Annotated in this window: 14 protein-coding genes; 12 read left to right on the forward strand and 2 right to left on the reverse strand. The window is 64.5% G+C overall.

Going from position 1 to position 13818, the window contains the following annotated elements; all coding sequences use genetic code 11:
• Positions 1 to 12 precede the first annotated feature (12 nt).
• From BWR02_RS09635 to BWR02_RS09670, 9 genes are all read left to right on the forward strand, one after another.
• A complete protein-coding gene (locus BWR02_RS09635) occupies positions 13 to 1464 on the forward strand; it encodes a TadA family conjugal transfer-associated ATPase (RefSeq protein WP_139557533.1) in 1452 nt (483 codons plus the stop codon).
• Between the two features lie 23 nt (positions 1465 to 1487).
• On the forward strand, positions 1488 to 2462 hold the full coding sequence (locus BWR02_RS09640; protein WP_129882428.1) for a type II secretion system F family protein: 975 nt from the start codon (positions 1488 to 1490) through the stop codon (positions 2460 to 2462).
• Positions 2463 to 2497: 35 nt separating this feature from the next.
• Entirely contained in the window at positions 2498 to 3412 is a 915-nt protein-coding gene (locus BWR02_RS09645) for a type II secretion system F family protein (RefSeq protein WP_139557534.1), read from the forward strand.
• A gap of 55 nt (positions 3413 to 3467) precedes the next feature.
• Complete coding sequence (locus tag BWR02_RS09650; RefSeq protein WP_162560092.1) at positions 3468 to 4415, forward strand: tetratricopeptide repeat protein; 948 nt, start codon at positions 3468 to 3470, stop codon at positions 4413 to 4415.
• Between the two features lie 50 nt (positions 4416 to 4465).
• Positions 4466 to 5923 carry a TadE/TadG family type IV pilus assembly protein gene (locus BWR02_RS09655; protein WP_162560093.1) on the forward strand — a complete coding sequence of 486 codons (1458 nt, stop codon included), beginning with the start codon at positions 4466 to 4468 and terminating at the stop codon, positions 5921 to 5923.
• Complete coding sequence (locus BWR02_RS09660) at positions 5923 to 6483, forward strand: TadE/TadG family type IV pilus assembly protein (RefSeq protein ID WP_139557537.1); 561 nt, start codon at positions 5923 to 5925, stop codon at positions 6481 to 6483. The genes BWR02_RS09655 and BWR02_RS09660 overlap by 1 nt, the downstream gene beginning before the upstream one ends.
• A 14-nt stretch (positions 6484 to 6497) precedes the next feature.
• Entirely contained in the window at positions 6498 to 7094 is a 597-nt protein-coding gene (locus BWR02_RS09665; protein ID WP_162560094.1) for a TadE family protein, read from the forward strand.
• Positions 7095 to 7309: 215 nt separating this feature from the next.
• Entirely contained in the window at positions 7310 to 7468 is a 159-nt protein-coding gene (locus BWR02_RS20850) for a hypothetical protein (protein WP_162560095.1), read from the forward strand.
• A gap of 60 nt (positions 7469 to 7528) precedes the next feature.
• Positions 7529 to 7942, forward strand: coding sequence for a DUF423 domain-containing protein (locus BWR02_RS09670; RefSeq protein WP_139557538.1), 414 nt, complete (start codon positions 7529 to 7531; stop codon positions 7940 to 7942).
• A 10-nt stretch (positions 7943 to 7952) separates the two neighbouring features.
• On the opposite strand, the gene BWR02_RS20855 is transcribed toward BWR02_RS09670, so the two are convergent.
• Positions 7953 to 8114 carry a hypothetical protein gene (locus tag BWR02_RS20855; RefSeq protein WP_162560086.1) on the reverse strand — a complete coding sequence of 54 codons (162 nt, stop codon included), beginning with the start codon at positions 8112 to 8114 and terminating at the stop codon, positions 7953 to 7955.
• A 140-nt stretch (positions 8115 to 8254) separates the two neighbouring features.
• On the opposite strand from BWR02_RS20855, the gene pepN reads away from it, so the two are divergent.
• The gene (gene pepN, locus BWR02_RS09675) at positions 8255 to 10909 is read left to right on the forward strand and encodes an aminopeptidase N (protein ID WP_139557539.1); all 2655 of its coding nucleotides are present in this window, start codon (positions 8255 to 8257) and stop codon (positions 10907 to 10909) included.
• Between the two features lie 76 nt (positions 10910 to 10985).
• Entirely contained in the window at positions 10986 to 11981 is a 996-nt protein-coding gene (locus BWR02_RS09680) for a zinc-dependent alcohol dehydrogenase family protein (RefSeq protein ID WP_328591514.1), read from the forward strand.
• Positions 11982 to 12008: 27 nt separating this feature from the next.
• Here the strand turns inward: BWR02_RS09680 and BWR02_RS09685 are convergent, their stop codons facing one another.
• Positions 12009 to 12578 carry a hypothetical protein gene (locus tag BWR02_RS09685; RefSeq protein ID WP_139557541.1) on the reverse strand — a complete coding sequence of 190 codons (570 nt, stop codon included), beginning with the start codon at positions 12576 to 12578 and terminating at the stop codon, positions 12009 to 12011.
• A 93-nt stretch (positions 12579 to 12671) separates the two neighbouring features.
• Here BWR02_RS09685 and BWR02_RS09690 point away from each other — a divergent pair, with 93 nt between their 5' ends.
• Complete coding sequence (locus BWR02_RS09690; RefSeq protein WP_139557542.1) at positions 12672 to 13796, forward strand: lipocalin-like domain-containing protein; 1125 nt, start codon at positions 12672 to 12674, stop codon at positions 13794 to 13796.
• Positions 13797 to 13818 lie beyond the last annotated feature (22 nt).

A 13818-nucleotide genomic window follows, 5' to 3' on the forward strand; every position in this document is an offset into this window, starting at 1 on the left:
TGCCTGACTTCGATGAATTCGCCGCTGGATTTACGCAGTAGAATCGGGCTCCTCGGGCAGTCCAAACCGGACCCGGACAAGACCCGTGCCGTGTCGCCGCGGCGGAGTTCGCGCGATAACGATGCACAGACGCGGGCCTCGGCGGATCCCTCGGCGCCGGTCGAGGGCTATGGCCTCGACCTGCCCGTTCTGAGCGACCGGGAACTCGAGTTCAAGGAGCGCATACACCAGCGGCTCCTGGAGATTCTCGACCTGTCGCTGATCGTCACGGTCGAACCGTCGCAGGCGCGCAAGCAGATCCGCGAGACCGCGCTGCGGTTGTTCGACGAACAGTCCGCGCCCCTGAGTGCCCAGTCGCGGATTCGTGTCTGCCAGTTGATCGAGGATGACATTCTCGGCCTCGGGCCGCTAGAGCCGCTGCTGTCGGAGCCGACCGTGTCGGATATCCTGGTCAATGGGTGTCGTCAGATCTACGTCGAGCGCTTCGGTCGCCTCGAACCGACGCCGCTGCGTTTCGTATCCAACGAGCATTTGCTGAAAATCATCGACCGTATCGTCTCGTCCGTGGGGCGTCGTATCGACGAGTCCTCCCCGATGGTCGACGCGCGGCTCAAGGATGGCTCCCGGGTCAACGTGATCATCCCGCCGCTGGCACTGGACGGTCCCATCCTGTCGATCCGGCGCTTCATGAAGGATCGGATGCAACTCGACGACCTGGTGCAGCGAACGCGTTCGCTGAACCTGCCCATGGCGGCCTTTTTGAAGGCAGCCGTCGCCGGGCGCCTGAACATCCTGATTTCGGGCGGTACCGGCAGCGGCAAGACGACGATGCTGAACGCGTTGTCGCAATATATTCCGCGCTCCGAGCGCATTATCACGATCGAGGACTCGGCCGAGCTGCAGCTGCGGCAGGATCACGTGATCCGGCTCGAAACCCGGCCGCGGAACATCGAGGGCAAGGGGGAAGTCACGCAGCGCGATCTGGTTCGCAACAGTCTGCGAATGCGGCCTGATCGCATCGTGGTCGGCGAGGTTCGCGGCGAGGAAGCCTTCGATATGCTGCAGGCGATGAACACCGGACATGACGGTTCCTTGACGACGATCCACGCCAACAGTCCGCGCGATGCGCTATCGAGGATCGAAAGCATGATCTCGATGGCGGGCTTCGATTTTCCGCTGCGGACGATACGGGCGCAGATCGCTTCGGCGATACACGTGGTCGTGCAACTCGAGCGCATGACCGATGGCGTCCGGCGGGTCACCAGCATCCACGAGATCAGCGGTTTCGAGGGGGAAATTGCGACCGCTGAGATCTTTCGTTTCGAGCGGCGCGGGATCGACGAACATGGCCGCGTACAAGGTGCCTTCGTGGCGACCGGCATCGTGCCGCGCTTCAATGAGATCCTGCAGCGCCGCGGTGTGCCGGTGGACATGTCGACCTTCGACGCCGAGTACCGCGACTGAGATGGACGGTACCGGAGCACGCCATGCCGGATAGCCTGTTGCTGCTGTTCACGCTGTTCGTCTTCGGGGCGGTGCTGCTCCTGCTGCAGCTGTTCCTGATTCCCGTGCTGGGCAGTGCGGCGGCGGACAGCCGACGAATCCGCCGCCGCCTGCGGCAGCTTTCGGGCGATCGTGGCGAGGCCAGTGTTTCTCTGGTGCGAGAGAAGTACCTCAAGGAGTTGTCGCCGTTCGAGCGTTGGATGGATAGCCTGGCGGGCATGGATGCGCTGGACATCATGATCGAGCAGTCGGGCCGCCTGTTTCCGGCCTATCGGCTGGTCCTCGGAAGTCTGGTGCTGGCCGCGGTGTTCGGGCTGGCCGGCTGGGTCGCATTGCACGACGCGCGAGCCGCCGCCGCTTTGTCCGTGCTCGCGCTGCTCGCCCCCTATGCAAAGGTTGCCCGCGATCGGCGCAAACGGCTGAAGAAGTTCGAGGAACAGCTGCCCGAGGCGCTGGACATCATCACTCGGGCGCTGAAAGCCGGTAACCCCTTCCTGGTGGCCTTGTCCTACGCAGCCCGCGAGATGGACTCGCCGCTGTCGGACGAGTTTTCGATCGTGTTCGACGAGATCAACTACGGTCGCGATCTGGCCGATGCCTTCCGCTATCTGCTGCTGCGGGTGCCCAGCGTCAGCCTGATGGCGATGAGCACGGCGATCCTGATCCAGCGCGAGACCGGCGGCAACTTGTCCGAGATCCTCGACAAGATCGCGCGGCTGCTGCGTGAGCGCTTCGTTTTCGAGCGCGAGATCGGTGTGCTGGCTGCCGAGGGTCGAATGTCGGCCTGGGTTTTGTGCCTGATGCCGTTGTTTGTGGCCGGCCTGATCCAGTGGATGAATCCGCGGTATTACCAGGAGATGTTGGCGACCCCGGCGGGCCGCAACCTGCTTGGGGTCGCGGTTGTGCTGCTGCTGGTCGGCATGCTGTGGATCAGCCGGCTCGTGAAGATCGAGGTGTGAACGTGTGCGACCGATCTGAGCGTGGAGACCCCTGAGTGGCCGGATCGTTCGGTTTGTGGCTGCCCGTGCTGCTGGTCGGCGCCGCGTGTTTTCTGCTGGTGTTGGCGATCATGGAATGGTTACTGCGGTCGCAGGACCCGATCCGGCGGCGCCTCGGGCGGATCCACAACACGGAACGTCTGGGCCGCGCGTCCCGGTTCCCCTGGCTGGAGCGGATGGGACGATGGGTGACCCCTCGCGACCGCGAAGCCGTACTGCGGATCCGCGAGCGTCTGTTCCATGCGGGCTTTCGCTCGCGGGACGCGATGTCCGCCTTCTTCACGGTGCGCTACGCGCTGGCTTTGGGACTGCCGTTGTTGATGCTCCTGATCGGGCTGTTCGTGCCGGGTGGCTTGCGGGCCGTCTTCGTCCCGGCGGTACTGCTGCTCGGCATCGGTTACGTTGGCCCGAGTTTCTGGCTCGACCGGCGGATCAAACGTCGGCAGGTCGCCATTCGTCATGCTTTGCCGGATGCACTCGACCTCCTTGTGGTCTGCACCGAGGCAGGGCTCGGCCTGGATGCCGGATTGCAGCGCGTGACGCGGGACATGGATGTCAGCCACCCGGAGATGATGGACGAGTTGACGATCGTGATCGCGGAGATTCGGGCGGGGGTCGACCGGATGGAAGCCCTGCGCAACCTCGGCAAGCGCACCGGTCTGGATGACATCCAGGCGCTGGTGATGACGCTGGCCCAAAGCATGCGGTTTGGCACCAGCATCGCCGAGAGTTTGCGTTATTACTCCGAGGAACTGCGGACCAAGCGCATGCAGGCCGCCCGCGAACAGGCGGCCAAGTTGACGGTGAAGATGGCCTTGCCGCTGGGTGTCTGCTTCATGCCGGGTTTTTTGATCATCACGGCGGGGGCCGCGATCCTGTCGCTGGTCGTCGCGATGAAGTCGATGGGATGAGCAGCGTGCGTTTCAGTGCGTCGGGCGGCAGCGTCCGCAGCGACGGGAGATGATGATGTTGAAGGTGCCTTGTGCCCGTTTCGTGTTGCTGGCGGTGTGCCTCGGCGCGTTGTTGAACGCTTGTGCCGGCGACAAGGGGAAGCTGCCTCCCAAGCCCTCGAACGCATCGGAGCAGTTCTCCGGAAGTGCGCAGAAAAGCCTGCTCGACCAGTTGTTTCCCACGGTGCAGTCGGCACCGGAGGCACTCGCTCTCGGGGATGGCAGTCTGCGCGAGGGCAAGGAGGAGCTGGCGCTGGTCTACTACCTACGCGCCTACGATCTCGATAACCGTAACCTCGACTCGCTGCGGAAGATGGCGGCGATTTACGTCCGCCGTGGCGATGCCCGTCTGGCGGATCTCGCCTACCGGGCGATGCTCAAGGCGGCGCCCAACGACGCGGGAGCGAACGAGAGCCTGGGGCTGAGCCGGCTCAATGGCCGGCGTTATGGCGAGGCCGAGGGCTATCTGAAGCGCGCTCTGGCGTCCGACCGGCGGCGTTGGCGCTCGATGAATGCACTCGGGATCATCGCCGACCTGCGCGGCAACCACGGCGCCGCGATTGCCCACTACCGCGCTGCCGCGGCCGTAGTGCCGGAGTCCCCGATGTTGCTGAGCAATATCGGCTATTCGCATTATCTGGCGGGCGATCAGCGCCGCGCGCGCGAGTATCTGAACCAGGCCTTGGGGCTGGATCCGCGGTACGGGCGCGCCGCGCGCAATCTCGGCCTCGTGGAAGCCAGGGAAGGACACTATCAGGCGGCGATCAGCCTGTTGTCGCAGGTCATGCGGCCGCACGCGGCCTACAACAATGTCGGTTATGTCTGCATGATGAAGGGCGACTACCCGCAGGCGGAGAAATTCTTCGCGGAGTCGATCGCGCTGGCACCGAGCTACTACGAGCGGGCGCACGACAATCTGAAGCAACTGCGGGCTCTCACGGCGACGACCCCGCAGGGATCCTGATCCGGCGGCTGCGCGGTCGGAAATGCAGTCGGCCTGATCGGCAGCGGGCGGTGTTGGATTTCGCCGAGTGCAGGACCCGCCTCAGGGTGCCCCGAACGTCATCGTCGCAGCGGGGCGTCTACGTGGTGCTGGTGCCGTTCGTGTTGATCGCACTGTTCGGGCTGATCGGCCTGACGCTGACCTCCGGCTATGCCTTCACCGATCGCAGCAAACTCCAGAACCTGCTGGATGCGATGGCGCTTGCCGGGGCTGCTCAGGTCAACATGATGAATGCCCGCCCTTGGCTGAATCAGCAGGACAAGTGCGCTGCGCCGCCGGTGAATCCACCCACCGGTGTGCTCGGTGTCCGGCGCGCCGTGCTGAACGTGCTGCTGTATACGGCGGCCACGCCGGCCAACGAGGCGTTGGGCGCCGCGATCGCCGAAGAGGATGTCATCATCCAATATGCCACCCGTTTGAGCGATGGCGCTTTTTCCACGACCTGTCCGCAGACGGATTCCTCCCAGCCGATCTACGTACGCATTCGGCTGAGGCAGCCGATCGACACGCCAATCGGATTCAGTGACTTCCTGATGGGTATCATCCAGCCCTGGCTGGTGGATGAACGCTACGATCTGCGAATTTCCGGCAGTGCCGTCGCCGGTCCGGCGGCGGCAGCGCCGGTGTGGGACGACAGGCGGTGCCCGTTGCCGATCTACTTGTGCGATCGCAGCACGAATGCTGATGCCGGTTGCCAAGGTGACGCTAACGGAGATCTTTGTAGTTTCGGTTATCCAAAGTACTCGGAAGGGATGTTTCTGGGGAAAGAGGGCTTCGCCTGCCTGCCACCGGAGACCACAGGAAGACAGCAGTTTTTGAGCACGGCTGATGAGGCCGTAAAAAGAGCGTCGCTGGCGGGTTTAGCCGGTGCGTGTCCCGCTCTGCCAAACGCCATAGGGCACGTCATGCTAGATGATTCTCCGGATGCAGAGACCTTTTTGGCGCAAAACCGGGGGGCATTCAATACGCGCTTCTACTCGCGTGGCCAGTGGCCGCCGGGCACTTCTGCTGGACAGTACCCGACAGACTTCGTTCCTTCTGGGCCGGATGGGGTGATGCGTGGTGTAGGGGAAGGTCCTATCTGCGCGCTTCCTCCGAATAGCGGCCGTGACCTGATCCAAGACTATGTGGGGGCGATGGCGACGATGGGGTCGCCCCCCAGCGGTACACAACCCTTGCGCCGTATCGTTAACGTGCCCGTGATTGGTTGTGATGGCGCGACCGAAGAGGGTCCGTACCCGATCAAGGGGTATGCTTGCGTGTTGCTGACTCGCGGCATGCGCAGCGATCTGATCCCGGACACCTCGCAGCACATCGTCGGCGAAATCATCGACGCTGGCCTCGTGCAGGGACTCTGCGGCGCGAGCACCGTGATCGGGCGGAGCGATTCGCGACCGCCGGTATCCGGTCAGTTGCCGCCGCTGTGGCGCATCGTGCTGTACAAGACCCCCGGCGCTGGCGACTCCTGATGCACGCAAGCGTTCCACTGTCGCCGCGAGTGGACGCCGGCTCTCGCTGCAGATTCGCGCAGCAATCGGGCTCCGCCTTCATCGAGTTGTCTTTCGTCGTATTGACGCTATTCGTGTTGCTCGTCGGAACGGTCGAGTTGACCTTGCTGCTGCTGGATTACAACCGATTAACGAAGAACGTGCGCGACGCGGCCCAGTTTCTGAGCAGCCAGGCAATCGACCCAGCCACCGCCGCCTGGCTGCCGACCTCCACCGCACTGGGAGTGGCCTACGGAGGCGGATCACTGGAACAGATCGTCGCTAATCTGGTCCATTGCGGCCGCGAAGCGCCATGCGCGAACCCGCCGGATGCGCAGTCACAGGTCACCGCCGAATTCTGTCGCGATCACGACGGTCTGAGCTACGCCATCGTGCAAGCTGAGTATCTCCACCCGTTCACTTTGTGGCCGGAGCGGTTGAGTACGGTTTTCGGAGAGTCGATCACGCTGCGGGCCACTGCTTTAGCGCGGATCACCTCCCTGGCAGGGGACAACCGCGCGGGCACGGCATGCCAGCGGTGACGAACGATAGGGGCATGCCCCGCTTGGCCCGCGGGTGGGGGCCAAATCGCCAGCGCGGGGCGCAAGCTGTCGATTTCGCGCTGACGTTTTTTACGTTCATCGTGATTCTTGTCGGCCTCGTCGAGTTGATCCGGGCGCTGTGGATGTGGAACCTGCTCGGCGAGGCGACGCGTCGGGCGGCCCGCGTGGCCGCCGTGTGCGACATCAATTCCCCGGCAATCTATCGTGCGGCCACCGACCTGCCCGGGCTCGGTCTACAGGCGCAGAACATCGCCCTGACGTATCGGTATTGCGTCGCCTCGGCCCCAATGAGCACGACGTGCGCCGGCTTTAACGAAGTCGCTTTCAACTCAGGTCAGCCACCGGCTGCCGACCAGCAGGCCGCCATCCACGGGTCACCTCAGATCTTCGTCCGGGTCGGCATCCAAGACTATGCACCCTCGTTCATGCTGCTGTTCCCCTGGGAAAATCGGGACGAGGGCGGGCGGGGCCTGTTGCGGCCCACCGAGACATTCCTGCGGCGCTTCGAGACGACCTTGCCCGCCGAAAGCCTCGGCTGGAATCCGGAGGGCGGTGCCGATGGGCGCGGTGCGTTCGCCTCGTGCCCCTGAGGTCGCAGCGGCCAGGCCACGCGGTCCGAACCGGCGTGGTGCGTAGCCTCGCGACCGGTCGTATGCTGCGGCAGGAAAGCCGGGGAACGTTGTCCTTACACGGTTCGCGATTGACTATAAGCGTTTCCCTACGTATCTTTGAAAGCCTAATTCATTCGCCCATTTGTCAGCGCCGCCGCGGTTTCGACCGACAGTGGCCCCGCTCGTGATCCCCAATGAACGTCATTTTCCCGATTGGCCTCTTCCTGGTTGGCCTCTACGCCTATCTCGACAGCAACGACAACTTCCTGATCGCCGTTGTCGTGATGTTCGTGATCTGGCTCGCTGCCTTCATTTTCGACCACTTCCGCCGGTTCTTCCCGAAGAGCGAATAGCCATGGCCGATCGGTTTGGCTCGACCCCGTCAAGCGCTGCCAAATCAGGACAATAACGCGATGGGACCGGGCGGCGTCGACGACATCTGGGCATGGCGGGTGCGGCTGTTTGCGGCCATCAGCGGCTTCGTCGGCGTGGCGATGGGAGCCTTCGGCGCCCACGGCCTGCGTGGCCAACGGGCGCCTGAACTGCTGGCGGCATTTCAGACCGGTGTTCAGTATCTGTTCTGGCACGCCCTGGCCTTGCTGCTGATTGCCGAACTGTGGCGCCGATCCCCCGATCCGAGCCTGCTGCGCTGGAGCGCGGCGGCCATGGCGGCCGGCATCGTGCTGTTCTCGGGCAGCCTCTTCGCGCTGGTGTTGACCGAGCAACGTTGGTTGGGCATGGTCACGCCGTTCGGTGGCGTCAGTTTCATGCTGGGCTGGCTGCTGCTGGCCCGTCACTGCCTGCGCCAGTCGCGCACCGTCCCCTAGAACATACCGTTCACCGTTTCCCTTCGGCGTAGAGCCGCTGCACGACCTCCAGGAACCAGGATGGTCGCTGCAGGATCACATAAAGTCCGATGAAGCCGACGATGGGGAACGGCAGGCTGTCGATCACCATCAAAAGCAGCAGGACAACAAGGCACTTCAGTCGGGTGCTCATGGGATTTACCTGTCCTGACACGCGGAAGCCGGCACGGTACTGCGCCAATCGGCCCAACGGGTTCGTGGCCGGTCAGGCCGCGGCACGAGGTCCGGCGCCGGCCCGTATAATAGCTGCAATTCACCTCCGAGGTTGTACCCGTGCGCGAAGCGACGCCCCAAGCGATCTACCTGAAGGACTACACGCCACCCGATTACCTGATCGATACGGTGGATCTCGCATTCGACCTCGAAGAGGCGGACACGCGGGTGACGTCCAGGCTGGCGGTGCGGCGGAATCCTGCCGGTGCCGGTGGTCGTCCGGCGCTCGAACTAGCGGGCGAGCAACTCGTGCTGGAGTCGGTGCAAATCGATGGCCGCCTGTTGGCCCCGGACGAGTTCACGGTGGGAGAAGAGAGCCTCGTCCTGTCCCGCGTGCCGGATGTGCCCTTCGTCCTTGAAGTCGTCACCCGCATCAATCCCGGCGCCAACACCGCGTTGGAGGGCCTTTATGCGTCGAACGGGATGCTCTGTACCCAATGTGAAGCGCAAGGTTTCCGCCGCATCACATATTTTCTCGACCGCCCGGACGTGATGGCTCGCTACACCGCGACGCTGACCGGTGACCGCGACCGCTATCCGGTATTGCTGTGCAACGGCAACCGCGTGGAGGGCGGCGAGCTGCCCGACGGCCGTCACTGGGTCCGCTGGGAAGACCCGTTCAAGAAGCCGTCATATCTGTTCGCGCTGGTGGCCGGTAGGCTGGACTGCATAGAGGACCGGTTCACGACGATGTCGGGACGGAGCATCACGTTGCAGATCTTTGTCGAGGCGCACGACCGTGACAAATGCTCGCATGCGATGGAGTCGCTGCAGCGGGCGATGCGCTGGGACGAGGAGTGCTTCGGCCGCGAGTACGACCTCGATTTGTACATGATCGTCGCGGTTGGCCACTTCAACATGGGGGCCATGGAAAACAAGGGCCTCAACATCTTCAATACGAAATACGTGCTGGCCCGGCCGGACACCGCGACCGATGCGGACTACGAGCACATTCAGGGCGTGATCGCGCACGAATACTTCCACAACTGGACCGGCAACCGGATCACGTGCCGCGACTGGTTTCAGTTGAGCCTCAAGGAAGGCCTGACAGTGTTTCGCGACCAGGAATTCACGGCTGACCACACCTCGCGCGGGGTGAAACGGATCGACGATGTGAATCAGTTGCGCATCCGTCAGTTCGCGGAGGATGCGGGACCGCTGTCCCATCCGGTCCGGCCCGAGTCCTATATCGAGATCAACAATTTCTACACCCTGACGGTCTATGAGAAAGGGGCCGAGGTCGTGCGGATGATCCAGACCTTGCTGGGGTCTGAGGGCTTCCGCAAGGGCTGTGATCTGTACTTCGCGCGGCATGACGGTCAGGCGGTTACCTGCGAGGACTTCGTGCGCTGCATGGAGGACGCCACCGGTGTGGACCTGGCGCAATTCCGGCGCTGGTATAGCCAGGCTGGAACCCCTGAGTTGCATCTGGAGGCACAGTACGATGCCAAGGCCCAGGCACTGGAACTGACGGTACGCCAGAGCTGCCCGGCGACGCCGGGGCAGCCGGTCAAGCAGCCCTTTCACATTCCGCTCGCGCTGGGCCTCGTCGGACCGGACGGGACCGACCTCCCGGTCATCCTCGAGGGCGAGGGAGCCGACGGGGCAGCGACCAGCCGGGTCTTGTCGGTCACCGAGCCGGTGCAGCGCTTTCGCTTCGTCGGCTTGCCGGCAGCGCCGGTGTTGTCGCCGTTGCGCGGCTTCTCCGCGCCGGTGCGCTTGCACATGCCGCGCAGCGAGCAAGAACTGGCCTTTCTGCTCGCGTATGACAGCGACATGTTCAATCGTTGGGATGCGGCCCAGGAACTGGCAGCACGAGCGATCATCGCGCGGATTCACGACGGGGCGGACAGCGCGCGAACGCAGACGCTCGACGCCTGTCTCGTCGATGCGATGGGCCGGGTCGCCGGAGGAGAGCTGGACGACCGGTCGTATTGGGCCTTGCTGCTGACGCTGCCGTCGGAAGACTATGTGAGTTCGCTGCTCGAACGCGTGGATCCGGACGCGGTGCATGCCGCCCGGCAGGGTTTGCGACGCCGGCTGGCCGACGATCTGGGCGCGCGTTTCGAGCGCCTCTACGCGGCGCATCACCGCATCGAGTCCGGACCCGCCGATGCCAGCTCCATCGGCCGGCGGCGCCTGAAGAATGTCTGCCTCGGTTATTTGATGGCACGCGAGACCGACGCTGCCTATCGACTGTGTTCTGGCCAGTTCGATGACGCAACGAATATGACCGATCAGATTGCCGCGCTGACGCTGGCCGTCAACAGCCATCATCCCGAGCGTGGGCGGCTGCTGGAGCGCTTCTACGAACAGTGGCGGGGGGAGGCACTGGTGATCGACAAGTGGTTCGCGCTCCAGGCGTCCTGCTCGCTGCCGGATACGCTGACGGCGGTCGTGGGTTTGTTGCAGCATCCGGATTTCGATCTGAAGGTGCCGAATCGTGTGCGATCGCTGATCGGCATGTTTTCCCAGGCTAACCCGGTGAATTTCCATGCCCGGGATGGCCGCGGCTACGAATTCCTGGCCGATCACGTGATCGCACTGAATGCCTTGAACCCGCAGATCGCCGCGCGACTGGCCGGCGCGCTGACGCAGTGGCGGCGGTATGATGAGCAACGCGCCGCGCTGCTGCGGGTGCAATTGCAACGGATTGCCGGGACCCCGGGTATCTCGAAGGATGTCTACGAGGTGGCCTCCAAGGGGCTGGCATAGCGGCGGTTTCGGGGCGGCGCGGCTTCGCGCGGGAGTATTTGCGATGCGGGCGATGGTGCTGGATCGAGTCGGGGCGATGACCCCCGAAGGTCGGCCCCTGGCCCTGCGCGAGGTGCCGGAGCCTGAAATCGGGCCTGCTGACGTGCTGGTGCGGGTGTCGGCCTGCGGCGTGTGCCACACCGAACTCGATGAGATCGAAGGGCGTCTGACGCCGCCATCGTTGCCGGTCATTCCGGGGCATCAGGCGGTCGGCGTGGTGGCTGCCCGCGGCATCGGAGTCCGCGATCTGGCGGTCGGTGACCGGGTCGGCATCGCGTGGATTTACTCGGCCTGCGGCCAGTGCGCGCATTGTCTGGCCGGGGCCGAGAATCTTTGCCCCGAGTTTCGGGCGACCGGCCGCGACGCGAATGGCGGCTATGCCGAGTGCATCGCGGTGCCGGCGGCGTTCGCGCATCGCATACCACCGGTCTTTTCGGATGAGGAAGCCGCGCCGCTGCTGTGTGCCGGTGCGATCGGATACCGTTCCCTGGCTCTGACCGGCCTGCGTGACGGAGGTCGCCTCGGGCTCACGGGCTTTGGCGCGTCGGCCCATCTGGTACTGATGATGGTCCGGCATCGCTTTCCCAACGCCGAGTCGTACGTGTTCGCCCGCAGGCCGGAGGAGCGTGCCTTTGCGCTTGAACTGGGCGCGGTCTGGGCCGGCGATACCCTGGACCGTCCACCGGTCCGGCTGGATGCGATCATCGACACGACGCCGGCCTGGCTACCGGTCGTGCAGGCCCTGCAAAACCTCGAGCCGGGCGGGCGCCTCGTGATCAACGCGATCCGCAAGGAAGAGGGGGACAAGGCCGAGTTGACCCGGCTCGATTATCCGCGGGACCTGTGGCTGGAAAGGGAAATCAAGAGCGTCGCCAACGTTACGCGCGCCGATGTGCGCGAGTTCCTGGACCTGGCAGCGACGATTCCGATGCGTCCGGAGGTGGAGATTTACGATTTCGTCGATGCGAACCGGGCGCTGATCGACCTGAAGCTGAAGCGTGTGCGCGGCGCCAAGGTCCTGCGGATCGCCTGAACGCCATGCCGGCGGCTGGCACGACGACTACTCACCGAGCGCACGTCGGAAGCAGTAATCGAACAGCAGTTGCCACTCCCGGAGCTGGATTTTCCGACACAGCATCTCCGTTGGGGCGTGGCCGAGCCGGCTCGCTTCGCACAGGTCGATGAAGGCGCCGGGGTCCCATTGTTTCTGTTCGATGAGGAACCGCGCCTCGGGCTGCTCCCCCTCGGCCAGTGCCTGGTCACGTGCCATCTGCCGGAGCTTGGGGAAGATCGGATGTTTGCCCACACGGTCGAACCAGTACCGGCTGTTCCAACTATCGGGTTCGCGGCGGTGCAGGATGCCGTGCCAGTAACTGCCGCTCGGGGTCGCGATGGCCTGGCTGATCCGGTGGCTTTCGTCGAGGAAGTCGTGATAAAGCCAGATGCCGGCAAGACAGCATTGCGCCATCGCGCGGTCGATGATGGGTTTCGGTCCGAAAGCCGTCGCGAGGTCCAGTTGCTCGAGCAACGGACGTGCCTCGGCGTTCGGCCGGCCGGGTCCGAGCGCCATCAGGCGCTCCTCGCTGAACAAGGCCGCGATACGCGCGTCTTCAGACGGGATTTCGAACATTTCTCGGCCCCTTGCTGTCGTAGCGTAGTGTGAAGTTAAACCGCCGTCGGGCACGCTGGCAAGCGGCTTGCTCCGGGCTTCGGAAGCGAATCGGTGAGCCATAACGTCAACTGGTCCCGCCACCCGGCAAGCTGGGTGCTGGCCGCCGCGCTCGTGGTGGCCGGCTGGGTGTTGTTCTCCCATCGGGGGCCTGAGTCGCCGGCACCCAGGGGTGATTTGTCCGCCGTGTTGAGCGCGTGGGACCAGGAGACCGCTGGCGCCTTCCCGAAGCCGGCTTCCGAGCGCGGCCAATTACGGTTTCCGCGGGATCACGGCGCCCATGCCGACGTTCCGTTCGAAGTCTGGGACACCGTCATGCGGCTGACGTCGGAGCAGGGCACGCGCTGGCTCCGAGTGCGCTTCCTGCGTCTAGCCGCCGCGGTGCGCGCTCCGGACCGAGGCTCGGCCTGGGCAGCCAGCGAATTCCTGCGGGCCGAGTTGACACTGGTGCCTGGCGCACCTGCCGGATCGGCGCATGTGGTCCGGAACAGCCGGGTCGCTCTGGGCATCGCGGGGCGGGCCAGTGACCCGCCGAAACTCTGGATCGACGGCGACAGCCTGGCGTGGGTTCGTACCGACGCCAGCGGCGACCAGTGGGAACTGGTGCTGCATGAGAGCGAACTGCAGGCGAGACTGCAGCTGACCCTGGCAACGCCACGGGTGACGTCGGGGGATACGGATTTGCCGGGAGGGCCCTGGACGGGCTACCTGTATCCGCATCTGGCAGTGACGGGCGAACTCAAGACGGCCGACGGCGCACGGCCGGTGCTTGGTACCGGCTGGTTTACCCACAACTGGGGCCCTGTGCCGCCGGTCGGTGGGCAGGTGACCTTCGACCGCTGGCTGTTGCAATTCGACCACGGGGATGCCCTGGTCCTAGTGCAGACACGGCGGCGCGACGGCAGCGCCCCCCCATCGTCACGCGCCGTCTGGATCGCGGCCAACGGCCAGATCCGAGCACTGGATCGCCCTGTGGCGCAGGTCAAGACGGGCATGCGTCGTCCCGACGCTTGGAGCTTGATAACGCCGGATGGCCGGACCCGTTTGAAAGTGGAAGCGGCGACGGAGTCAACCGACACGGCCACCGACCAGGGCATGTCGATCCCCGTGCGTGTGCAAGGTCAGCATGACGGGCGGCCGGTGGCCGGATGGGGCGTCATTGACGTCGGCTCACCCTGAGCTGCAATTCCATGGCCTGGAC

The organism is Methylotetracoccus oryzae (assembly GCF_006175985.1).
Classification (GTDB): domain Bacteria; phylum Pseudomonadota; class Gammaproteobacteria; order Methylococcales; family Methylococcaceae; genus Methylotetracoccus; species Methylotetracoccus oryzae.